General features: G+C 59.6%; 23 protein-coding genes. 16 read left to right on the forward strand and 7 right to left on the reverse strand.

Going from position 1 to position 22555, the window contains the following annotated elements; translation table 11 throughout:
• On the forward strand, window positions 1-915 hold a 915-nt coding region (locus tag PTT45_RS01380; RefSeq protein WP_273811094.1), incomplete at its 5' end, for a methyl-accepting chemotaxis protein.
• On the opposite strand, the gene PTT45_RS01385 is transcribed toward PTT45_RS01380, so the two are convergent.
• The gene (locus PTT45_RS01385) at window positions 916-1104 is read right to left on the reverse strand and encodes a hypothetical protein (RefSeq protein ID WP_273811095.1); all 189 of its coding nucleotides are present in this window, start codon (window positions 1102-1104) and stop codon (window positions 916-918) included.
• 16 nt (window positions 1105-1120) lie between these two features.
• Window positions 1121-1972: a formyltetrahydrofolate deformylase gene (purU, locus tag PTT45_RS01390; protein ID WP_273811096.1), complete on the reverse strand. Its 852-nt coding sequence runs from the start codon at window positions 1970-1972 to the stop codon at window positions 1121-1123.
• A 307-nt stretch (window positions 1973-2279) separates the two neighbouring features.
• On the opposite strand from purU, the gene mvaT reads away from it, so the two are divergent.
• Window positions 2280-2657: a histone-like nucleoid-structuring protein MvaT gene (gene mvaT / locus PTT45_RS01395; RefSeq protein WP_273811097.1), complete on the forward strand. Its 378-nt coding sequence runs from the start codon at window positions 2280-2282 to the stop codon at window positions 2655-2657.
• Between the two features lie 58 nt (window positions 2658-2715).
• Here the strand turns inward: mvaT and sbcB are convergent, their stop codons facing one another.
• Complete coding sequence (gene sbcB / locus PTT45_RS01400; RefSeq protein WP_273811098.1) at window positions 2716-4146, reverse strand: exodeoxyribonuclease I; 1431 nt, start codon at window positions 4144-4146, stop codon at window positions 2716-2718.
• 163 nt (window positions 4147-4309) lie between these two features.
• Here sbcB and PTT45_RS01405 point away from each other — a divergent pair, with 163 nt between their 5' ends.
• The 9 genes from PTT45_RS01405 to PTT45_RS01445 all read left to right on the forward strand — a co-directional run bounded on the left by PTT45_RS01405 (window position 4310) and on the right by PTT45_RS01445 (window position 15571).
• Window positions 4310-5071, forward strand: coding sequence for a hypothetical protein (locus PTT45_RS01405; RefSeq protein ID WP_273811099.1), 762 nt, complete (start codon window positions 4310-4312; stop codon window positions 5069-5071).
• Between the two features lie 92 nt (window positions 5072-5163).
• Window positions 5164-5877: an RDD family protein gene (locus PTT45_RS01410; RefSeq protein ID WP_273811100.1), complete on the forward strand. Its 714-nt coding sequence runs from the start codon at window positions 5164-5166 to the stop codon at window positions 5875-5877.
• Complete coding sequence (locus tag PTT45_RS01415; RefSeq protein ID WP_273811101.1) at window positions 5874-6854, forward strand: stage II sporulation protein M; 981 nt, start codon at window positions 5874-5876, stop codon at window positions 6852-6854. Before PTT45_RS01410 ends, PTT45_RS01415 begins: the two co-directional genes overlap by 4 nt.
• Window positions 6841-8427 (forward strand): DUF4129 domain-containing protein, encoded by a 1587-nt coding sequence (locus PTT45_RS01420; RefSeq protein WP_273811102.1) that lies wholly within the window; start codon window positions 6841-6843, stop codon window positions 8425-8427. The genes PTT45_RS01415 and PTT45_RS01420 overlap by 14 nt, the downstream gene beginning before the upstream one ends.
• Window positions 8424-9707 (forward strand): DUF4350 domain-containing protein, encoded by a 1284-nt coding sequence (locus PTT45_RS01425; RefSeq protein WP_273811103.1) that lies wholly within the window; start codon window positions 8424-8426, stop codon window positions 9705-9707. The genes PTT45_RS01420 and PTT45_RS01425 overlap by 4 nt, the downstream gene beginning before the upstream one ends.
• A gap of 716 nt (window positions 9708-10423) precedes the next feature.
• A complete protein-coding gene (locus PTT45_RS01430; protein ID WP_273811104.1) occupies window positions 10424-11572 on the forward strand; it encodes a tyrosine-type recombinase/integrase in 1149 nt (382 codons plus the stop codon).
• Window positions 11572-13251 carry a hypothetical protein gene (locus PTT45_RS01435; RefSeq protein ID WP_273811105.1) on the forward strand — a complete coding sequence of 560 codons (1680 nt, stop codon included), beginning with the start codon at window positions 11572-11574 and terminating at the stop codon, window positions 13249-13251. The genes PTT45_RS01430 and PTT45_RS01435 overlap by 1 nt, the downstream gene beginning before the upstream one ends.
• Window positions 13248-15146: an integrase gene (locus PTT45_RS01440; RefSeq protein WP_273811106.1), complete on the forward strand. Its 1899-nt coding sequence runs from the start codon at window positions 13248-13250 to the stop codon at window positions 15144-15146. The genes PTT45_RS01435 and PTT45_RS01440 overlap by 4 nt, the downstream gene beginning before the upstream one ends.
• Entirely contained in the window at window positions 15143-15571 is a 429-nt protein-coding gene (locus PTT45_RS01445) for a TetR family transcriptional regulator (RefSeq protein WP_273811107.1), read from the forward strand. Before PTT45_RS01440 ends, PTT45_RS01445 begins: the two co-directional genes overlap by 4 nt.
• A gap of 72 nt (window positions 15572-15643) precedes the next feature.
• On the opposite strand, the gene PTT45_RS01450 is transcribed toward PTT45_RS01445, so the two are convergent.
• Window positions 15644-15949, reverse strand: coding sequence for a helix-turn-helix domain-containing protein (locus tag PTT45_RS01450; protein ID WP_273811108.1), 306 nt, complete (start codon window positions 15947-15949; stop codon window positions 15644-15646).
• A gap of 86 nt (window positions 15950-16035) precedes the next feature.
• Between PTT45_RS01450 and PTT45_RS01455 the strand changes: the two genes are divergently transcribed.
• Window positions 16036-16503 carry a hypothetical protein gene (locus PTT45_RS01455; protein WP_273811109.1) on the forward strand — a complete coding sequence of 156 codons (468 nt, stop codon included), beginning with the start codon at window positions 16036-16038 and terminating at the stop codon, window positions 16501-16503.
• Window positions 16504-16556: 53 nt separating this feature from the next.
• Complete coding sequence (locus tag PTT45_RS01460) at window positions 16557-17699, forward strand: Fic family protein (RefSeq protein ID WP_273811110.1); 1143 nt, start codon at window positions 16557-16559, stop codon at window positions 17697-17699.
• Window positions 17700-17723: 24 nt separating this feature from the next.
• Here PTT45_RS01460 and umuC read toward each other — a convergent pair whose 3' ends face one another.
• The 3 genes from umuC to PTT45_RS01475 all read right to left on the reverse strand — a co-directional run bounded on the left by umuC (window position 17724) and on the right by PTT45_RS01475 (window position 19750).
• A complete protein-coding gene (gene umuC, locus PTT45_RS01465; RefSeq protein WP_273811111.1) occupies window positions 17724-18998 on the reverse strand; it encodes a translesion error-prone DNA polymerase V subunit UmuC in 1275 nt (424 codons plus the stop codon).
• On the reverse strand, window positions 18995-19438 hold the full coding sequence (locus PTT45_RS01470; RefSeq protein ID WP_273811112.1) for a LexA family protein: 444 nt from the start codon (window positions 19436-19438) through the stop codon (window positions 18995-18997). Before PTT45_RS01470 ends, umuC begins: the two co-directional genes overlap by 4 nt.
• A gap of 102 nt (window positions 19439-19540) precedes the next feature.
• Entirely contained in the window at window positions 19541-19750 is a 210-nt protein-coding gene (locus PTT45_RS01475; protein ID WP_273234969.1) for a carbon storage regulator, read from the reverse strand.
• Between the two features lie 105 nt (window positions 19751-19855).
• Here PTT45_RS01475 and PTT45_RS01480 point away from each other — a divergent pair, with 105 nt between their 5' ends.
• The 3 genes from PTT45_RS01480 to PTT45_RS01490 all read left to right on the forward strand — a co-directional run bounded on the left by PTT45_RS01480 (window position 19856) and on the right by PTT45_RS01490 (window position 22443).
• Window positions 19856-20287, forward strand: coding sequence for a hypothetical protein (locus PTT45_RS01480; protein ID WP_273811113.1), 432 nt, complete (start codon window positions 19856-19858; stop codon window positions 20285-20287).
• 64 nt (window positions 20288-20351) lie between these two features.
• A complete protein-coding gene (locus PTT45_RS01485; RefSeq protein WP_273811114.1) occupies window positions 20352-21179 on the forward strand; it encodes an inositol monophosphatase family protein in 828 nt (275 codons plus the stop codon).
• 475 nt (window positions 21180-21654) lie between these two features.
• Window positions 21655-22443, forward strand: coding sequence for an ATP-binding protein (locus PTT45_RS01490; RefSeq protein WP_273811115.1), 789 nt, complete (start codon window positions 21655-21657; stop codon window positions 22441-22443).
• The last annotated feature ends 112 nt before the right edge of the window (window positions 22444-22555 follow it).

Raw genomic sequence — 22555 nt, forward strand, 5'->3', positions numbered from 1 at the left:
AGCGTGCAGAGCAATGACGAGTTCGGCGAGCTGGCCGGCTCCTTCAACCAGTTCGTCGAGCGTATCCACGGCTCGATTCGCGAGGTGTCCTCGGCCACCGGCCAGCTCAACGAAGTGGCCAAGCTGGTGGTCAGCGCCTCCAACTCGTCGATGGCCAACTCGGATGAGCAGGCCACCCGTACCAACAGCGTGGCCGCCGCGATCAACGAACTCGGCGCCGCCGCCCAGGAGATCGCGCGCAACGCCGCCGATGCCTCGCACCAGGCCTCCGATGCCCGCGAGCTGGCGGAAGAAGGCAGCCAGGTTCTGCAGAAGACCATCTCGGCGATGAACGAGCTGTCGGAGAAGATCAGTGCCTCCAGCTCCAACATCGAGGCGCTGAACAGCAAGACGGTCAACATCGGCCAGATCCTCGAGGTGATCAAGAGCATCTCCGAGCAGACCAACCTGCTGGCGCTCAACGCGGCCATCGAGGCGGCCCGCGCCGGCGAGGCCGGACGCGGCTTCGCCGTGGTGGCGGACGAGGTGCGCAACCTGGCCCACCGCACCCAGGAGTCGGCGCAGGAAATCCAGAAGATGATCGAGGAGCTGCAGGTGGATGCCCGCGAATCGGTCACTACCATGACCGAGAGCCAGCGCTACAGCGAACAGAGCGTGGAGATCGCCAACAAGGCCGGCGAGCGCCTGGGCAGCGTGACCCTGCGCATCGGCGAGATCGACGGCATGAACCAGTCGGTAGCCACCGCCACCGAGGAGCAGACCTCGGTGGTCGAGGCGCTGAACATGGATATCACCGAGATCAACACCCTCAACCAGGAAGGTGTGGAGAACCTGCAGGCGACCCTGCGTGCCTGTGGCGACCTGGAACAGCAGGCTTCGCGCCTCAAGCACCTGGTCGACAGCTTCCGCATCTGATCAGGCGGGCGCGGAATCCTCCGCACCCTGCTCGTCTTCCCCTTCTGCGGCATGGTCTTGCACCTGCCGCCAGAGTTCGGCGGCACCGGGAAACTCGGTGCCATCCGTTTCTTGCAAGGCCTCGGGATCGTAACGCTGCAGGCAACCCTCACCGAGAGTTGGCGGTGGTATGGCCTCGCCTCGTTTCATCCTCGCCTCCCGACGGTCAGTCGAATACGACCGTCTTGTTGTCGTGAATAAGCACGCGGTCTTCCAGGTGGAAACGCAGGCCGCGCGACAGAGCGATCTTCTCCACGTCCTTGCCCAGACGCACCATGTCTTCGACGCTGTCGCGGTGGCTCACGCGCACCACGTCCTGCTCGATGATAGGGCCGGCGTCCAGCTCCTCGGTGACGTAGTGACAGGTGGCACCGATCAGTTTCACGCCACGCAGGGAAGCCTGGTGATAGGGCTTGGCACCGACAAAGGACGGCAGGAAGCTGTGGTGGATGTTGATGACCCGCCCGGCATATTCCTGGCACAGCTGCGGCGGCAGGATCTGCATGTAGCGCGCAAGCACGACCGCATCGGCCTGGTATTCGCCAACCAGACGCGAAACCTCGGCGAAGGCCGGGGCCTTGTCCTTGGGATCGACCGGAACATGGTGGAAAGGAATGCCATGCCACTCGACCATGCTGCGCAGGTCGTTGTGGTTGGACACCACGCAGGGAATCTCGCAATCCAGCTCGTCGCTGTGCCAACGGTGCAACAGGTCGGCCAGGCAGTGCGATTCGCGGCTGGCCATCAGCACCACGCGCTTCTTCACCTCGGAGTCGGTAACCCGCCACTCCATGGAGAATTCCTTGGCGATCGGCGCGAAAGCCTGGCGGAAACCATCGAGATCGAACGGCAGTGAATCTGCGCGAATTTCGTGACGCATGAAGAACCAGCCACTCTGATTGTCCGAGTGGTGGCTCGCCTCGGTGATCCAGCCATTGTAGGTAGCTAGAAAATTACTGACCTTGGCGACAATGCCAACGCGGTCCGGGCAGGCAATCACCAGCCGAAAAGTGCGCATGAGGGAAACTCCAGAAACTTCGCAAGGCGGCCATTCTAGCCGCAGTGGGGGAAAACTTCAGTACTTCCGGCCCTGGCAGGGCCTGCACCGGCAGCCATACAACTTGCACCAGCACAACTAAAAGTGGCACCACCGCACCAGTGCAAGATTGCTGCAACAAACTCCCCCCAGCAGCGAATATCCACGCTCGAACAACAGAACATGCAACAAACAACAAATAGAAACTTATCTGTTTTGTTTACTTGACCATTTTGCCTGTCTATTATTGTCCCACTTACATCTGCAACTGGCCATTAGGTAGAAGAACATGTCCCTGATCAATGAATACCGCGCCACCGAAGAAGCCATCAAAGAGCTGCAAGAGCGCCTGAAGAACCTGTCGCAAGACAACAAGCTGCAGAAAGAACTCGAATTCGAAGGCAAACTGCGTAGCCTGATGGGCGAATACCAGAAGTCCCTGCGTGACGTTATTGCCCTGCTCGATCCGGAAGGCGCCAAAGGCGGCAAATCCGCTCGCGCTGCCAAGCCCGCCAGCGGCAAGCGCGCGCGCAAGGTCAAGCAGTACAAGAACCCGAACACCGGTGAAGTGATCGAAACCAAAGGCGGCAACCACAAGACTCTGAAAGAGTGGAAAGCCAAATGGGGCGCTGCCACCGTTGAGAGCTGGGCCACCCTGCTGGGCTAATCCCCGGGGCAAAACGAAAATGCCGGCTAATGCCGGCATTTTTTATGACCCGGGAAATCTAGAAATAGCGCCCGCGCAATACTTCGACATACTCGTTCCACGCTCGCAATACATCCTGCTGGGCCTCACCGGCTTGCGCCCATTCGACCTGCATGGCCTGCTGGAAACTATCCAGCGTATTGGGCGCCCCGGCGTCGCCGTTGCTCAGACGCCTGCGACAGAATTCCCGCCAACTCTCCGACTCGCTCGCCGACAACGTCTCCGGGAAGTTGCGCGCCCGATAACGGAACAACAACTCGGGCAGTCGTTCATCACTGAATGCCCAATTACCGTGCACTAGTTGCTCGGCAGACGCATGCCGCACCTGCTCGCATAGTCGGCGGTCGCGATCACCGAGGAATCCGGAATAGAGTTGCTGCTCGGGATCCGCCGATGCCTCGAAGTCATCGGACGCGTAAAGCTCCTGCAACTTCCCTTGCCACAGCGTCTGCTCGCCTCGCAGTTGTTGGGCCCGGCGCTCGCACTCTTCCAGATCCAACTGCAGGCGGACGATGTCTTCGCCTCGCAGCACCTTGAGCGGCGCCACCACCGGGCACTTGTTGATATGCAGCAACTTAAGCGGCACCGGCAACTCGCCCTCGGCCAGCTCATCGCGCCGGGTATACAGGCGCCGGCGCAGGCTCTCGGCATCCAGATCCAGCAGAGGCCGCGGATCGGACTGCAGATCACAGACGATCAGGGCATTGCGATTGCGCGGGTGCCAGGCCAGCGGCAGGACCACCGCCAGGTAGTGACGGCTGCCGGCAAAGCGACCGGAAACATGCACCAACGGCTGCAACAAGCGAATCTGCTCAGCCACCTTGGTCTTGCCGCGCATCTGATAAAGGAAATCGTATAGGCGCGGTTGCCGCTCCCTGATCAGCCGCGCCAGGCCGATGGTCGCACGCACGTCGGACAAGGCGTCATGCGCCTGGCCGTGGTCGATGCCATTGGCCACGGTGAGACGCTCGAGCTTGAGCGATACCCGCCCCTCTTCGTCCCGCGGCCACTCGATGCCTTCCGGACGCAACGCATAGGCCGCCCGGACGAGGTCGATCAGGTCCCAGCGACTATTGCCGCCCTGCCACTCGCGCGCGTAGGGGTCATAGAAGTTGCGGTAGAGACTGTAGCGAGTCACCTCGTCATCGAAGCGTAAGCTGTTGTAACCGGCCCCGCAGGTGCCGGGCAGCGCCAGCTGATCGTGAATCCGAGCCATGAACTCGGCCTCGACCAGCCCCTTCTGCTCCAGAACCTGCGGGGTGATGCCGGTGATCCGGCAGGCGGCCGGATGCGGCAGGATATCGTCCGAGAGCCTGGAATAGAGGTTGATCGGCTCGCCGATCTCGTTGAGATGCTCGTCGGTACGGATGCCCGCAACCTGCAGCGGGCGGTCGCAACGCGGATTGATGCCGGTGGTTTCGTAGTCGTACCAGAAGATGCTCGCGGACAAGGTCGTTCCCCGTGGAAAAGGCTGGGCCAGTCTAGCACCGCAGGGCGACGCACCGGCCGCGGCCAAAGCTTGACGTGGCTCACGCCGCCTGGCTTGTCGCTGCTTGAGGACGGCTATAGCATGGCAGGATCAGGATTTTTCAAACCACAAGGACAGTCAGACCATGAGTGAATCCACCGCTCCCAATCCCTACGCAGCGCCCACCAGCAACCTGCAGGAAGTCCCCAACAGCCAGGTACCGACCATTGCCGACGCTCTCAGCCGCGGCTACGACTTCAGCATCGGCGACCTGATCAGCGAAGCCTGGCAACGGGTCAAGGGCACCAAAGGCATCATCTTCGGCGGCTTCCTGGTCTTCTACGTGGTCATGCTGGTCGCCACCACCGTCATCGGCGCCATCTTCGGCGTGCTCGGTCTGGTAGCCGAAACCAGCGTCACCGGCATGATCGTCGGCCAGCTCATCGTTTCGGTGCTGGCCTCCGCGCTGACCTACCCCTTCCTGGCCGGCATCAACATGGTCGGCATCCGCCGCGCCGCCGACCAGCCCATCAGCTTCAACGACGTGTTCAGCGGCCTGAGCCTGTTCGTGCCGCTACTGATCACCGCCCTGCTGATGAGCGTACTGGTCTACGTCGGCACCCTGCTGTTCATCATCCCGGGCATCTACCTCGGCGTGGCCTACATGCTCGCCATGCCGCTGGTCATCGAGCGCGGCCTGTCGCCCTGGCAGGCCCTGGAAACCTCGCGCAAGGCCATCTCCCAGCACTGGTTCAAGGTCTTCGGCCTGTTCCTGCTGCTCGGCATCATCATGGCCATCAGCATGATCCCGCTGGGCATCGGCCTGGTCTGGACCCTGCCGCTGTTCATCATCAGCATGGGCGTGCTCTACCGCACCATCTTCGGCGTGCTGCCACCGAGCAAGTAATACGCCATTAAGTTCGGGCCGCCCTGTGCGGCCCGATTGCTTTAGCGCCCTGCTGCTGGCTAGCATCAGGCTTTCCTCGATGCAGTCGACCGATGCAGCCTAATCCCTCACTGCCCAGCACCGCCCTTCTGGACACCCGCCTGCAGGTGGAAACGCCAGAAGGCATCGACCTGATTCTCCGCCCCGCCGGCCTCATGCCGCGCGCCCTGGCCTTCGGCATCGACCTGCTGATCCGCGGCGGCATCCTGGTCGCCGCCTTCGTCGTGCTCGCCATCCTCGGCCAGTTCGGCGCCGGCCTCGGCACCATCCTCTATTTCCTGATCAACTGGTGGTACCCGGTGCTCTTCGAAGTGCTGTACCAGGGTCGTACGCCCGGCAAGAAGGCCATGGGCCTCCGCGTGGTGCATGACGACGGCACGCCGGTGGGCTGGGCCGCCTCACTGACCCGCAACCTGCTGCGCGCCGTGGACATGCTGCCGTTCGCCTATTGCGTCGGCGCCATCAGCAGCCTCAGCCACCCCTCGTTCAAGCGCCTCGGCGACCTGGCCGCCGGCACCCTGGTAGTCTATCGCGACGACGAACTGAAACGTCCACAGATTCCCGAAGCGGATGCCGAGCGTCCGCCGTTCACCCTCAACCTGGCCGAGCAACGCGCCGTGCTGGACTTCGCCGAGCGCGGCACCAGCCTTTCCGGGGCCCGCCGCGCAGAGCTGGCCGGCATCCTCGCCGAGCCGCTGGAAAGCCTGCCGGAACATGCCGAGGCGCGCCTGCACGGCATCGCCCGCGGCCTGCTGGGGTCGGCATGAAACAGCACCTGTTCGAACAGCGCCACGGCGCCGACTGGCAGCGCTTCGAGACGCGCCTGACCAGCCTGGAAAGCGGCAAGGTGGAGCGCAAGGACTGCGAGAGTTTCGCTGCCGACTACCGGCATATCTGCCAGCACCTGGCCCTGGCCGAGGAGCGTGGCTACAGCAGCCACCTGATCGACCTGCTGCAGCAGCTGGCCATGCGCGGCCACCAGCAGTTCTATCGCCACCGCAGCCACCTCGGCGCGCAGATCATCCGTTTCGCCATCGCCGGCTTCCCCCAGCTGGTGCGCCGCGAGTGGCGCGCCGTGCTGGCCGGCTGCCTGCTGTTCTTCGGCGCCCTGATCGGCATGGGCCTGCTGACCTGGCTGTTCCCCGAGATGATCTACAGCGTGATCGCCCCTGATCAGGTGCGCGAAATGGAGGAGATGTACGACCCAGGCGCCCGCCGCATCGGCCGCTTCTCCGAGCGCGACTCCGGCGACGACTGGATGATGTTCGGCTTCTACATCATGAACAACATCGGCATCGCCTTTCAGACCTTTGCCAGCGGCCTGATCTTCGGCCTCGGCAGCCTGTTCTTCCTGCTCTACAACGGCTTGGTGATCGGCGCCGTCGCCGGCCACCTGACCCGCATCGGCTACAGCGAGACCTTCTGGTCCTTCGTCATCGGCCACGGCGCCTTCGAGCTCACCGCCATCGCCCTCGCCGGCGCAGCCGGGCTCAAGCTCGGCTGGGCGCTGCTCTCGCCGGGTCGCCTGGGCCGTGGCGAAGCGCTGCGCCAGGCCGCCGGCAAGGCCATCCAGCTGGTCGCCGGGGTCATCCTGTTCCTGCTCATCGCCGCGTTCATCGAGGCCTACTGGTCGTCCATGACCTACGCCAGCGCCGTGACCAAGTACTGGGTCGGTGCCGGCCTGTGGCTGCTGGTGATCGCCTACTTCCTGTTCGCTGGACGGAGCCGCCATGCGCCTGACTGACGCCAGCGTCGCCATCCGCCCGCGCACCGCCTGGGAAGCGATAGATCTCGGCGTACTCCTGGCCCGCCGCCATGCCGGCCTGCTGATGCTCAGCTGGGCCGCCGTGACCCTGCCGCTGTTCATCCTGCTCACCGCCCTGCTCTGGCAGTACCCGACCGCCGTCGCGCTGCTGTTCTGGTGGCTGAAGCCGGCCTGGGAGCGCCTGCCGCTGCACATCCTGTCGCGCTCGCTGTTCGGCGACGTACCGACGCTCAAGGAAGCGCTGCGCGCCCTGCCACGCCTGCTCAAGCCACAGCTGATCGCCAGCCTGACCTGGCGCCGCCTGAGCCCGACCCGCAGCTTCGACCTGCCGGTCCTGCAGCTCGAGGGCCTCGGCGGCGAGGCACGCAGCAAGCGCCTCACCGTGCTCGGCCAGCGCCACGCCGGCGGCGCCACCTGGCTGACCGTGCTCGGCGTGCACCTGGAGATGCTGCTGTGGATGGGCGTGGCCGCCCTGATCTGGTTGCTGGTGCCGCAACAGGTGGAAATCCAGCTGGACTGGGACAGCCTGGTCGAAGCCAGCAGCGGCAACTGGCTGTGGCTGGAACACCTGTCCAACCTGATCTACGCACTGGTGCTGGTGTTCTGGGAGCCGATCTACGTCGCCTGTGGCTTCACCCTCTACCTCAACCGGCGTACCGACCTCGAGGCCTGGGACATCGAGCTGACCTTCCACCGTCTGCGCCAGCGCTTGGTCGGCAGCGCCTACGCCCTGCTCCTCGCCTGCGCCGTGCTGACCCTGGCACTGCCAGCCGGCGAGGCGATGGCCGACGAGCCTGTCGGCACCTGCCCCGTGCCGTTCGACGACCCCATCGGCCCAGACGCCGAACGCCTGCTCCACCAGCCACTGACCAGCAAGGCCGCCCACGAAGGCATCGCCAAGCTGCTCGACACTGCGCCCTTCGAGAACCGCGAGACCGTCACCCGCTGGCGCTTCGGCGACAAGGAGAAGGCCGAGGAGCCGAGCGAGGAAGACATCGAGGATTTCGCCGACCTGCTGGACAAGCTGTCCAAGCTCGGCGACTGGTGGCGCAAGCTCAACCTGCTGGCCCTGGTCTTCGAGGTACTGCTCTGGGCCCTGCTGATCCTCGCCATCGCCTTGCTGCTGTGGCGCTACCGCGAGTGGCTGGAAACCTTCGTCGGCCGTCTCGGCCTGCCGCAACGCCGCGTGCGCGAGATGCCAAGCCAGCTGTTCGGCCTGGAAGTCGCCCCCGAGAGCCTGCCCGACGATGTCGCCGGCGAGGCCGAAAGGCTCTGGGCAGAGCAGCCGCGCGAAGCCCTCGGCCTACTCTATCGCGCCCTGCTCAGCCGGCTGCTGCATGACTTCCGCCTGCCGTTGAAGGGCTCGCACACCGAGGGCGAAGTACTGCGCCTGGTCGAACGCCTGCAGCGCGACGAGCTGAGCCGCTTCAGCCTGGTGCTGACTCGCCACTGGCAGAATCTCGCCTACGGCCATCGCCTGCCACCGGACAACCTCAAGCGCGGCCTCTGCGAAGGCTGGCGCCGCCTGTTCAGCCAGGGGGCTGCCACATGAGCCGCCCGCTGAAGATCGCCCTCGGCGGCCTGCTGCTGATCCTGCTCGGCTGGCTCGGCATGCTCGCCATGCAGAAGCTGCAGCCCTACGAGGAAACCATCAAGCACGGCCCCTCCCCCGAGGTGCGCGCCAACGAGTACCTGGCCGCGGAGATGTTCCTGCGCCAGCAGAAGCTCAGCGTCAAACACGCCGACGGCCTGGACGTGCTGAACGGCCTGCCTTCCGCCGGGCAGACCCTGATGCTGTTCGCCCCGCGCAACAACATGACGCCGCGCCAGGCCAAGCAGGCGCTGGACTGGGCGGCCCAGGGCGGGCATCTGGTATTCGTCGCAGAAGAGGTCTGGGACGAGGAAAAGGGTCGCAGTGGCGACCTGCTGCTCGACGCCCTCGGCGTGCAGCAGTACAGCGCCTACGACGACGAGGAAGATGACGAAGACGCTGCCGAAGAGGCCGACAGCAGCGAGGAGTCGGCGGTCGAAGGGGAAGAGCTGGAGGCTGATGCCGAAGCCGAAGCCGATAGCGAGGCTGCGACCACTGAAGAAGGCGAGGAAGCCACCGAGGAAGAAGACCGCTACCCGGAACTGACCAAGATCTACCTGGAAAACGAGGAAGCGCCGGCCTACGTCGAATTCGATACCGACTACCACCTGCTGGACAGCGAGAACCGTGCCTACGCCTGGGCCAACAGCAGCGAGTCCACCCACATGCTGCAGCTGGAGCACGGCAAGGGCCTGGTCACGGTGCTCACCGATGCCTGGCTGTGGCAGAACGGCAGCATCGGCGACTACGACAACGCCTGGCTGCTCTGGTACCTCGGCCAGGACAGCGCCGTGACCCTGGTCTACAACGCCGAGCGCGACGATCTGTTCAGCCAGCTGCGCAAACACTACCCGACCGCCCTGGTCGCCCTGGTCCTGCTGATCGCCCTGCTGCTGTGGCACGTCGGCATGCGTCATGGTCCGCTGCTGGCGCCACCCGTACAGGCTCGCCGCCAGCTCGAGGAACACCTGCGCGCCGGCGCCGACTTCCTCCTGCGCCGGGCAGGCCAGCAGCATCTGCTGGGCAACCTGCAGCGCGACATCCTGCGCCGCGCCCGCCATCGTCACCCCGGCTTCGAACGCCTGGCCGTCGCCGAGCAATGGCAAGTGCTCGGCCGCCTCACCCGCTTGCCCAGCAGCGCCATCAGCGCCGCCATGCGCCCATTGCCGGCACAACGCCTTTCCGCCGCCGACTTCACCCGCCAGGTCGCCAACCTGCAAACTCTCAGGAATTCCCTATGATCTGGCACCTACCAAGTGTTAGGAGTTGGTGTAACCAGTAAATCCTCTTGAGGTCACAGGGCTCTGTCAGCTCAATCCTGAGCTCACCATGAGCTGCCCGCAGTTAAAAGCGGCAGACTCATAGGTGTGCAGTCGCTGTTAGCTACAGCTTCTCCTCGGTAGGCGAGCCGGTGATAGAACCTTGCTGCCCACATGGCGTGCCCTCTTTTCAGCTCTCGGCCCAAAAGCTCTTAAGCCCGCTCCACACTCAAGCAGCCTTCATCCGTGCTCTCCCGAGAATGCACATCAGAGCTCCACTCAGAATTCGCAGACGGAGATCTCCCAGCGTCAGTGACGCCCTCTGCCCCGATGAAAGCGCATCCCCCTTTCATCAACCAAATAATCTCCCGCTAGCAGTACCTTTTTAGCCCCCACTCCTCGTGCGACGTCCCCACGGTACGGCCGCATCGTGCTCTTAGCTCTGAAAAAATCACGGATCAACCTCATCCGTAGGTGGATTCAACTGCAGTATTCGATAAGTACAGATTTGCGCTTTTCATTCCCTAAGACTTGGGTGATAGTCCGCCGCCTCAAGAGCCAGCGCCCCCTAACTGGCGCGTTTAATTTAAAAAATTAAACCTTATAAAACAGACACATAGGCCACCCTGCCGGGTGCTACCTACGGACCCGCTCATCCCTCTTTCAGCACAAAGAGATGACCGGTAAGGAGGCGGTAAATGGTGCTTATTTGGGCCGATGAGGATTTTAAGATCTCCGGCCAACCCTATCCGGGTTTCCCTATCTTGCTTCTCGACTCGATGGAAAGCTGCTCCCCAGCCAACCAGTTCATGCGCCACTACCTGCTTCGCGGGCAAGTCCGCTCTAGGCGCTCCTGGTGCAGCACTGGACGCGCGCTCTTCGACTTTTTCAGCTTCCTCCAAGCACATGATTTGGACTGGCGCGACGTTGATCGTGGCGAAGCCAAAAGCCTTGTTGCAGCCTATCGGGACTACTGCCTGGAGACGTGCAAGCTACACCTGAGCACTACGCGACAGCGCCTGTATTACGTCTGCAAGTTCTACGAATTCGCAAGGGAGGAAGGATGGGTATCGCGCCTACCCTTTACATATGAAGAGCGAAAAGTGAAGAAGACGGTGGGCTTTCTTGCACATGTCGATACCAGTGGGGGCAAAACCTTGGCTAACGATGTGATGCCGCGTCGTCCTAAATACCTTCCCAAGTTCCTGCGAATGCCCGAGATCAAGACTCTCCTTGCGGCAACAGAGAACCCCCATCACCGGATGTTACTGCGCTTGGCACTTCGTACAGGGCTACGCCAAGAAGAGCTGGCCACACTCCCTCTGGCCTATGTCTTTGACCCGGATAAGTCTGGGCGAACCGAGCGAAACCTCTCGATCCGACTCGACCCATTCGATGGCAGCGGCATGATGACCAAACGAAGCAAGCCGCGAACCATCCGCATTAGCCGCCGATTCATGGCCGACCTCTATCACTACGCAATGAAAGTGCGTGGCGAGCGGGCATCAATGAGTGAAACACCACAAAAAGCACTGCTCCTGAACCACGTAGGCCAACCCTATAGCCTTGCCGGAAAGAGCCTAAATCGGATCATCAGCGACGCAGGCAAGCGATGTGGAATCAAAGTCCATACGCACATGCTCCGGCATACCTATGCAACTCAGACGCTAGTCGGACTGCAGCGCAACCCCGCATATGGCCTCGACCCTCTGGTGTTCCTTCAAGGGCAGCTTGGCCACGAATCGATTGAAACCACCATGGTGTACCTGCATCTGGTCAACGAGATCGCCGACGAGGCAGTACTGGCTTACGACGACGAATTGAACGAGATGGAGGAAGCAGACTGATGGGAAAGCGTAAGGTTTTTGCTAAGACTGACATCAGCATCCCTCAAGTCGAGCACTGCCTTGACACAGAAGGCAATGTCGTCATTCTGCCCGAGGCCATTCCTCCGGCGAACACTACGGTTCTCTTCGAGCGGAACGCCAGCAGGAGTCGTAGCTTTGATTTTTCCCGCTGGTACGGCGCGGGAATCGACGCCATCACTTACGCCTGCCAGCGCCAGATTGAGCGTTTCCTTGCAGGCCAGGAAGGCGCCTGCACGAACACCACTGTGGCTTCTTACTGTAAGGGGGGACTTCGTCATTTTCTTGAGTATTGCACTCTGAGGGCGATGGCCTTTGGTCGGGACTTGGTATTGGCGGATGTGGACAGGGATCTAATCGACGGGTATCTCGGCTATTTAGCTGATACAGGCTGGACGACGGTATCCCAAAAAACAGTTTACGTCGGCACCAAGCCAGTACTGAAAGCTTTGGGACAGCGAGGGTTGATTGCAGTGGTTGAATCAGGTGATGCAGCCACCTTCCCGACCAATCCTTTCCCCAACATTAATCGCAAAGCGAAGGGCGAGACTGCACTTTCTAAACAGGAGCGAAAAGCACTCTCTGTGGCTTTGCGGAAAGCCCTTCAGCCAATCTGGAACGACGACGTCACAGTGACCGGCACACTGCTGGGACTAGCCGTATTGGCCGTTGCCCTCCACACCGGGCGAAATACAACACCACTGCTAGAAATGGACCGGAGCTGCCTCCATCCACATCCGAAAGACGACACTGTGTTTCTAGTGCTGTGGAAGCGTCGTGGCTACAACACCAGCAAAGTAGCCCTGCGCCCCGACTCAGACTCGGTGCGTCTCCTCGAGTCCACCCCGAGTGTACGGACCAATATCGAGCGCTTGATCCGTCGAGTGATGCACCTAACAGAGCCGCTACAGGAAGAAGCACCAAACGATCTAAAGGGGCGCGTGTGGTTATTCCGCAGCCGCGCTCACAAAAACATTGGCCAAGTCACAGAGGTAACTGCCGCGACATTGTTGGAAGCGATTAGCTTCCTAGTGGCTGAGCATGGCCTGATAGATATCGACGGAAAGCCACTACGTATCAATGTGTCCCGTCTGCGCAAGACCTTTGCCAACCGCATCTTTGATTTGACCAATGGTGACCTGGCGAGCACGGCCGCCGCTCTAGGCAACTCCGTACTCGTTGCTGAACGGCACTACCTGAAGCCCGACGAGAATGCTCGCCGTAACTGGAAGGACATGGGTGAGGCATTAGCACACGAGCTGTTAACCCGAAGCATCGGGGCGACCTATAAAGAGACTCCCATGGGACGCTGCGCCGACCCAATCAACGGCCAGTATGCTCCGAAGCGCGAGGGTGCAACTTGCATGAACTTCATGAGCTGCCTGCGTTGCAAGCACTACGCAGTGACCCCTGAAGATCTGTTCAAGCTTTTCAGTTTCTACTTCCGGATACTAGCCGAACGCTCCCGTATGGATAAACGACGCTGGGCACGAGAGTACGGCCACATCCCTCGATTAATCGATCACTACATTGTTAAGGAAGGGCTCCAACGCGGCATCTTTAAGGCCTCCGCTGTAGAGGCCGCCCGCTTACGCGCCCGTACATCACCACACCCATTCTGGTCAGTTGACCTGATCGACAGCCTGGAGCTCTCAGCGTGACTGACTACTTTCTCGAGTCCTCCTCTTGGTCTGTCGTTTCGAGCCAACCTAGTGATGTGCTTAAGCTCTTCGAGTTCGAGCGCGATGCTCTGATCATCAGCGCTACTCAGGTGGAAGGGCGCTGGGTGATCCTCAGCCGCTATGGCGATGACGTCTGGCAACTTGAAGGCTTCGCTAGCAATGTTCCTCCCAGCATGAAGAAGCTGGACTTCAGCACCGTGCCACAGGCTTTCAAGGTAGTCATGAAGGCCATGATGTATCGCTACCTACGGCGTGGACGCCGTGGAGGCGCACAGCCAAAAGGCGCCATTCTGAAGAACACACTGTCAGCTTCAGTGCACTTCCTGCGCCACCTGGAGGCACTCAAGCTCGACCACTTAGGTGCGGTAACACCCTTGGTCTGCTCAACTTATGTAGCCGCCTGCAAGGCACACCGGCAGACCACTCGAAGCAAGGGGAAACCATTAGCACAGAGTGGACTACATAAGCGTCTGATAGCCGTTGAGGCCATTCATGAATTAAGCCAGTTCACCCACGACCCAATGCCACAGCATCCTTGGCCCGAAACGTCTGCTAAGGCAATGGCAGGGCTTGTCGGAGCAGGAAGTAAGGGTGGAAAAACGCCTCTGATGCCTGATGACGTGTTCTGCACCTTATTCGAACGAGCTTATCAGTATGTCGAGCACGGCCAGAAGTTACTTGATTTGCGCGACGAACTGGATGCCATAGCGGCGCAGCAGGTGCGGAAGGGACGCACCCAACCGGCCATTGACTGGGCCAAAAGACAGCACCTGAGCGCCCAAGGCTGGAGCGATGGACAAAGAGCTTTCAACAGGGCGCTACTCGACTTGCGAACAGCCAGTTACATCATCCTGGCCAGCACATCCGGCTGCCGAAACCACGAGCTGACCAATTTGCAATCGGGGGCTCACCATCGGACCCAAGACGACCAAGGCACGATCTACCACTGGATGAGATCCCGCTCAGAAAAGACCGACACCAGGATTCATGACTGGATGATTCCTGAAGTCGCTGTTCGCACTCTGCGCTTAATGGAAAACTGGGCTGCTCCTTATCAAGCCATGATTGCCAGTGAAATCGAGCAGCGCCGACGCATCAATCCGCATGACCCAGAGATCGCTGAAGCTCATAAGCACCGTAATTCACTATTTCTCGGTGTGTACTATAGGGAAAACAATCGGGCACGCACGCTGTCCAGCACGTCCTGGGGAGCCACCCTGATTAGTTTTGCCAAGACATGCGGACTGAGCTGGAACCTCACTAGTCACCAATTCCGACGCAAGTTCGCTAACTACGCTGCGCACAGCAAGTTCGGCGACTTACGTTATCTCAAGGAACATTTTGCCCACTGGTCACTGGATATGTCCTTGGGCTACGCCATCGATGACAGCTGGGGGCAGCACCTTGACCTTGAACTTTATGACGAGATCCAAACGGAGCTGAAAGACATCAAGCTTGGCGTCGTTGATGGCTGGTTTGGCGACAAAACCCTAGCAGGTGGCTATGGCCAGTCGCTCAACCATTGGCAGCGTGAGCCACAAAACCTGCTGATCTTCAAAAGTCGATCCGCGATGGTGAAATCCATTAGCGAGAGCACCTCTATTCGGAGCAATGGCCATGCTTGGTGCACAGCGGATGATGGCGGCTGCATCGGCAATACCATTGAGCGTACTCGCTGCGGAAACGGCTGCAGCAATGCGGTTATCGGCTCGTCACACATGCCCTTCTACCAGCGCCTCTATGACGATCTAAAAGAGCTGCGGCATTGCTCCGACATCGGCGAGGGCGGCCGCCAGCGTGTTGAGCGTGACTTAAATCGCTGCCGTGATGTGCTGGTTCAACTAGGCATCGACTCAGAGAAGTTGATCGCATGAAGCCTAAGGACAAGACCAGTAACTACAAGCTGGCGGAGGACAGGGAGAAGGATCTGAAGCTTGCCCTACTCCGCATCCAGAAAGGTCGCTCGCGCACCGGAGAAACCAAGGTGACCATCGCCGCTGTTGCTCGCGAAGCGGGAGTATCTGCAGCACTCATCCATAACCACTACCCAAGTTTTGCCGAGGAGATCCGAGAAGCTCAAGGTCGCTCCAGCCGAGCCATGCGCGATGTGAAACAGCAGGACCTGATTGCCGAGCGCAAGAAGGGGGCTGCCTACCGTCAGGAGATTGCGGAGTTACGAGCCCAGGTTGCCAATCTTGCATCCATCAATGAAGTGCTTTTGGACAACAATCGCGTGCTCGCGGCGAAGCTGAATGACCGGAATGTGGTTGATCTGGCCTCAAGAAAACAGCAGGGATAGTTTTCGCACGGAAGTGACTCCTGGCCTAGCCATCACCCTCTTCGGCAGGCCCCAAGGGGAATCCAGCCAAATCTACTCAGACTTCGTGTCCGTGCTATCAAACTCAGCGCTCTGCAGCTCATCACGAATCAGACTCAGAAGCTGATCGATGGTCAGCGGCTCCTCAAGCTTGAGGTAACTCCCTGCAACGAGCGTCACGGGATGAATCCCAATCATTTTGGAGAGCTCGTCAATCTTGTCGAGCGTCGGGCTTTTGAGACCTCGCTCCAGAACGCTCAGATAAGTGCGACTGCTCATTTGGGAGAAGTCCTCCTGCGTCAGCTCCTTTGCTTTGCGGAATTGCCTCAGTGTTAATCCAAAAGCGTCCTTCAGTTCCATTTGCCTACCCCGCAAAAGGAACGATGAAGCAATTTTGCGCCCTTTAGGGCTACAATCTATAGGACTCATTTTTGCCGGATTGGCCCATGTTCCTCACTTTCGATCACGCCGAAGTCCCGATGGGCGCGCTAGTCCAGGGAGGACACTCCTGGCGTTACGTTGAATACCCCACGACCCATCCGTGGTTTCACGTCGCATTAACCGAATTCGATGGAGCTGAGCACCGTGCTACAACGTTCCATGTTTACAACGCCGCCGACCTGATCGAACTTGCAGAAAGTACTGAGCACAACCTACAGATCGAACGGGTCTTGCTGATCAGTCCCGGGCATCTCAACGGAACAGGTAGCTGGCAAATGGACGAGCTCCTCGAGATCGCCGAGGTAGGCCTCGAAGATCGATTCAGCCTGGTCTATCGCCTCCGCGATGAGAGAACTCTATTTGAGGATGAGCGGGCGCGAAACGCAGACGCCGCCCAGAGACAAACTGTGTTTGTCAGCCCAGGCGTCACCTCTATGCAGAGCCCTACTGGGTCCACAGTAAACACCGCATAGGATCCGCAACTTCATCTGCTGGGCGAACGACAACGCTGAGCGACAGACCTCAGATGATAATTACCTCGAAGCACTTCTTAGATCCGGTTCTACCTGAACCACTACCCGGTTCGATTACGGCCGCAGCTGACCAGATATCCGAACAATCCCAGCTCATTTCTTCGCGACTCGCAGCGGTCACAGCGAAAAAACTCTCGGATCTGCTACGCATTACCAATGCCTACCACTCAAACCTAATCGAAGGGTATTTGGCCGATGTTCATCACTTGCAAAAGGCCCAGCTCAATCCGCCACCCCATACTGACCTGGTGGTTCGGCACATGCGCGCACAGCAAACGCTTGAGCAGGCAGTGTCGTCGTTTCCGGGCAACACATTCGGAGAGATCTTTGCCCCCGAACTGATTAGCCAAGTCCACCACGAATTGTTCGATGGAGAGCCCGCAATGGTGGATCCGGGGCGACTTCGAGCAGGCGCCAGTGAACAGGTACAGATCGGGCGGCACATTGCTCCGCCAGCCTCCTTGGTGCTTCCGATGCTGCAGCATTTGCAGCACCACTTCGGACGCATTCAGGATCCCCGTAGGCAGGTGGTCGCTGTGTTAGCAAACCATCACCGGCTGGCACTGATACACCCCTTCCTCGACGGAAATGGGCGCACCACTCGAATGCTGACCCATCTCCAGCTGGCATATCTAGGTCTCAAACCAGAAGTGTGGTCACTCTGCCGCGGTCTGGCCTACCAACGGACTGACTACTATCGACACTTGGCTCTTGCTGATCGACCGCGTGAAGGTGACTACGATGGAAGAGGCCAACTATCTAGACGGCATTTTTTCGATTTCATCGAGTTTCTCCTCGATGTGTCGGCCGCTCAGATTCAGTACATCCTGGAGGCAATACCCCCCCTCCAACTGCACCAACGGGTCATGGCCACGCTCGCCCAGCCTCAGCAACACAGCTCCGGAATGAAGCTTTCCAGCGCCCAGGCGATTACTGTGCTTTTCGAACAGGGCTCGATGCCACTGGATGCATTCAAGCTCCTGCTCGGCCTAGGGGATAGAGCAGACGAGGAGGTTCACAGGCTGTCTGAGCTCGGGCTTATCAACTGCCTTACGGGGGCACCCGTGGTAGAGATCGCACTACCGATCTATTTCGCTGAAATGATTTTTCCCCAGCTCCATGTTCACACCATCTAAGCAATCCACCGAAATGAAGCAGCTTTATCCTCGAACACCAATCAGCTCATCCCAGCAGGTGGTATAGCGCTGGCTCAACATTTCACGGCGCATGGCCCACTTGGGCTTTTCGGGAATTCGTCCTATGCGGATGGCACCACGGCCTTCCTTCAGGTTGATTCGGTCGATCGCAGCCATCAATTGGTCTGCACCAGGTCGAGGCTTAGGTGCGAAGAGGTCCGGTGTCAGCTCCCCGCGTTGGCTGAGATCCATCAGCAAGATGGAGCACTTTGAAAATGGGTATCCAGGTCGGTAGATCTGCCCCAGACCTCGCTGAGCGACCGCAAGAATCTCGCGTGTGTCATCGGTGGCCGCCGACAATGCCAGGGTGACCGCATTGGCGTAGCGCGGTCCTTTGAGGTCGGCCAATTGGGTCTGTAGGCCAACCTGGATGGTGCTGCACAGCGAGGACTGGCTGCGTAGCTTTTCTGCGGCGCGGCTCACGTAGGCGGCCAACGCCTCACGGATGGGAGGGAGCTCTGTTTGCCGTTCACCAAACATCTTGCTCGAGCAGATGGCCTCCTTCGGTGGTGGCCCTTCGTGGAGACCGATGCAACTGATCCCGCGCAGCTCACGGGCGGTTCGCTCCATGGTCACCCCGAACGTGTCCCGAAGCGTGCTGATATCGAACTGGGCCAGATCCCACGCAGTGGAGATGTTCAGTGCAGCCAGCCTGGCTGCTGAGCGGTGGCCAACACCCCACACCTCACTCACCGGTGCCAGGCGAAGCAGCTTCTCCTGGCGGCTTGGGTCGGTAAGGTCCAACACTCCTTCGGTGCCTTTCCACTTCTTCGCCGCCCAGTTCGCCAGCTTGGCCAGGGTCTTCGTGGTGCTGATACCCACCCCAACGGGCATGCCGATCTCGCGTGCAAGGCGGTTACGAATCTGGTGCCCGAGGCCTTCCAGATCAGGCAAGCCAGTCATGTCTCCCCAGGCTTCGTCGATCGAGTAGACCTCAATGCCAGGCAGCATGTCGGCCATGATCCGCATCACCCGATTGCTGATGTCGGCATACAGCGTGTAGTTGCTCGAGCACGCCACCACGACCTGACGGCGCATCTCGTCGCGCACCTTGTAGTAGGCCGCGCCCATACCGATGCCGAGGGCCTTGGCCTCGGTGCTACGAGCGATAACGCACCCATCGTTGTTCGATAGCACCACCACGGGCCGGCGCTTGAGCGCGGGCCGGCAGATGCGCTCGCAACTGCAGTAGAACGAGTTGCAGTCGATCAGCGCGAACACACGTCCAGAAGTGTTCATTCTGCGGTTCGGCTGAGCACGAACCGCACCACGCCGAAGATCTCGATAGGTACATCACCATCGAGCTGCACATCCGGTATGTGCGACTCAGCAGCTCTCAACCAGCGTCCGCCGAACATATCTCTCATGACCAAGCGCACCTGGTAACCCTCGCTACCCAGGTCGACTACGACCAAGCGGTCATCCACATGGGTAGCCGCTCGATTAACGAAGAGCTTGTCGCCTTGGAAGATGGCGAAGCCCACCAAGGACATATCCAGCGCCTGCAGAGTCCACATGTGGGGAGCGCCAATCTCGGTGAGGAGGTCGAGCGACAACCCGAATTCCTTCTCGTCTTCGGCAGGCGATTGGAAACCAGTAATGCGTAGGCCTTCGGCCACATCGGTGAGTAAGCGCTCACGGAGGTGCTCAGCTCGGGGGAGTATGGAAAGAGATGGCATCGGAACACCTGAAACTATACTGTATGAATAAACAGTATTTGAGATGATCCGACGCTGGTCAATCAGAACCGAGAGGTGCGCCGACAGGTGGAATGGGCGGCCTCAGTCCTCGACCAACTCAGCGCGGCTGATCTGGATCTGCTTTGGCGCCTCAATGCCCACGCGGATATGCCCGTCGCGCTGACCTCGGTGCATGTGGATGGTGATGCCATCGCGCAGTAGCAGCGCGAGTAGTTTTTCGGTGTCGACGCCGGGGTCGATGGTGAGGCGGATGGTCTCGCCTTCGCGGCGAGTGACAGTCAGAAATCCCATGGCGAAATCCTTTTCCGGTTGGGGAATGTGCGTCCTGCGCGAGCAGTCTAGAACAGGAAGACGAGCACCGAATGTGCAGCTGCGCGCAGCTCGAGGAGGTAGTCGATGTGCGGAGGTGTTGAGGCCCGCGAGGCTGAGAAGGTCTGGAAAATCTATTTCCCCAACCCCAAGTCGGCCCTACCAGTGCTTCTGGAAGGCTCCGGCCAGCTCGATTGGATTCAGTGGGGCCGGCGCAAGGAAGAGCCTGGAGAAGGTCCACCTGGTGGTTGGGCAAGGCTCATTACTGTGCAGGCCGGCGGTTGGACCAAGTACCGACCTCGGCAAGGGCTGGCAATGGTGCAGCGCTTCATGGAAAAGGATGGCAAGCCAGGGGACAAGAACCGACAATCGCACTGGTTTGACGTGCCGGATGGCCAGGCCCTGAAGTGCTTGGTCATCGGGGAAGGCGAGCAGAAACGGGTGTACATCGTGACTACGGATGCGCCCGCTGAGCTTGCCTGGATCCATGATCGATGGCCGCTGCTTGAACGAGTGTAGCGGCGCTCAGTGCCCGGCAATGACCATCCAGCCGAACCTGCCCACCCAATACCCCTGAGGCCCCATGACCTGCGCGCATTTGCTGAAGCCCGTTACAGAGATAGTTCTTTCGGCAGGCAAGTTGCTGGCCGCAGAGTGGGAACGCCCTAAAGGCCCCCGAGGCCAGGGGGACAAGGCAGAGGTCGATGCAGAGATCGAATGCGTACTGCGTACCGACTTACTGGCACTACTGGACTGTGATTTCTGGGGTGAGGAGACGGGCACCCACCTGACAGGTCACGAGTACTGCTGGGTGGTTGACCCCAACGACGGCACGACTGATTTCCTGCTTGGCCGGAAGGGATCTGCAGTCTCCGTCGGGCTGCTGTGCAACTCAATACCCGTGCTTGGAGTGGTCTATGCCCCGGTCACGGAAGATCGCGGTCCCGACTGTATCTCCTGGGCGGAAGGATGCAGCAACGTTATTCGCAACGGCCAAGAGGTACTTCCGCATCTTGCCCATGCCAGCTTGGCTCCTGGCTGTCATGTGCTAGTGAGCACAGCTGCAGCTACCAAGCCCGAACTGAATGCAGAGTTGTGTGCACCAGCTGGCTTCATTCCGATGCCAAGCATTGCCTATCGACTGGCCCGTGTAGCGGCCGGTGATGCTGTTGCATGTGCATCTCTGGTACCTGTCTCAGCCCATGATGTCGTCGGAGGCCATGCCTTACTAATTGGAGCGCATGGCGCGCTGCTCAACCAGAGTGGGGGGCCAATTAGATACGACTCAGAAACTCAGATGACGAAGGTGTCCGAGCGGTGCTTCGGGGGGGGCTTAAACGCTTGTCGAGAGCTCGTTCATCGAAACTGGGGGCTGCTGTTCAGTGGCGACCGCGATATCCGCTTCGACTAACAGCTGTCCCCGCATGCGTCCACTTACAGCCAGATGCTGCTCGACAATTGATATGCACATCAGAATGCAGATTTTTTTGCAGATTTAGCATGATCGGCAAAGCCTTGCAGATCGGTATGTTCAGCGGTTTACCACATCATTCTGCACATTTTTCTGCACTAATTTTCTTCAATTAACTGACCTTCGCTAGAGATTACTATTGGCCAGAAACCGCCCGGACCAGAGCACCGGTTGAAATCAGCGCCCGTCGGGGTCGTTAGTTTGTGGCCGGTGCGAAAGCTCACCAAGAAAAGCGAGACAGCATCATTGGTCGCAACATATCTCCAGGCTTGCGGAAAATCCCAGCATAAGAACTAACTAAAAATGAATTATGCGGAATTATGCGGAAATTCATAATTCGGTGACTAACCAGTCAATACCGGCCAGGGACGACAGTTGAGCTCTACCCTTGAGCTTGATGCCTCATAGTGACGTCATGACTGAAATTTTCCGGCGCCCCAAGTTGGCCCAAGAGTTGGCCAAGCAGCTTCTGAAGCCCTCGGTGTTAGATCTGGGGCTGCGCTCTGGGCTGTTCATGTTTGGGCCTCACGGAACCGGAAAAACCACCTTCTTGATACGTGATTTAGCTCCAGCACTGGAGAAAGGCGGAGCGCTGGTTGTTTACGTTGATCTATGCAGCGCGCCTCAGCGCAGTTCCCAAGACATGGTTGAAGAGGCTATTCGAGAAGCCCTGAGCGAGAGGGAGAGCGAAGCTCTCGGATCCGAGCTCGACATTGTGATCGATGGTCTGGGGATGCCAGGAGGAGCAACGATCGCGGAGGTACTTAAGACGCAGGTCGATCGAGCCAAATCCGATATCGTTTTGATTATCGATGAAGCACAGGAAGCAGCATCCACCCAGGAGGGACAAGGGATCATGAAAGCCTTGAAGGCAGCTCGAGACGCCATAAACATTCGACTGGAGACGCCTGGACATTTCATGCTCATAGGCGCCTGCTCCGACCAGGCCGCGTGCATAAAGATGACCACCGATCAAATCCAAGCGTTTTACGGCGCGGTCAACATGACCTATCCCCTTCTGGGAAAGGACTATGTGGCCTTCTTGCTGGCGCGACTTCAGCAAGAAGGTCACTGCAACCTACCCACGCTGGAAATCGCTGAGCAGCTCTTCAGAGCCGTGCACAGCAAACCTGTAGAACTGATCCGCGCCCTGCTGCAGTTTCAAGGTCCCACCGCTATAGGCAGTAGCTCGGCAGAGCCATGACTCCTCCTTAGCCTTGTAGAAATTTATATCCAGCTAGTGTCCAGCTGCCTAGTGAGGGGCTGCAACCGGCCAAAAGCAGAAATTGGCTGACATATTCTCTGTAGATCTCGTG

The sequence above is a fragment of the Pseudomonas sp. Gutcm_11s genome (genome assembly GCF_028649395.1).
Lineage (GTDB): Bacteria > Pseudomonadota > Gammaproteobacteria > Pseudomonadales > Pseudomonadaceae > Aquipseudomonas.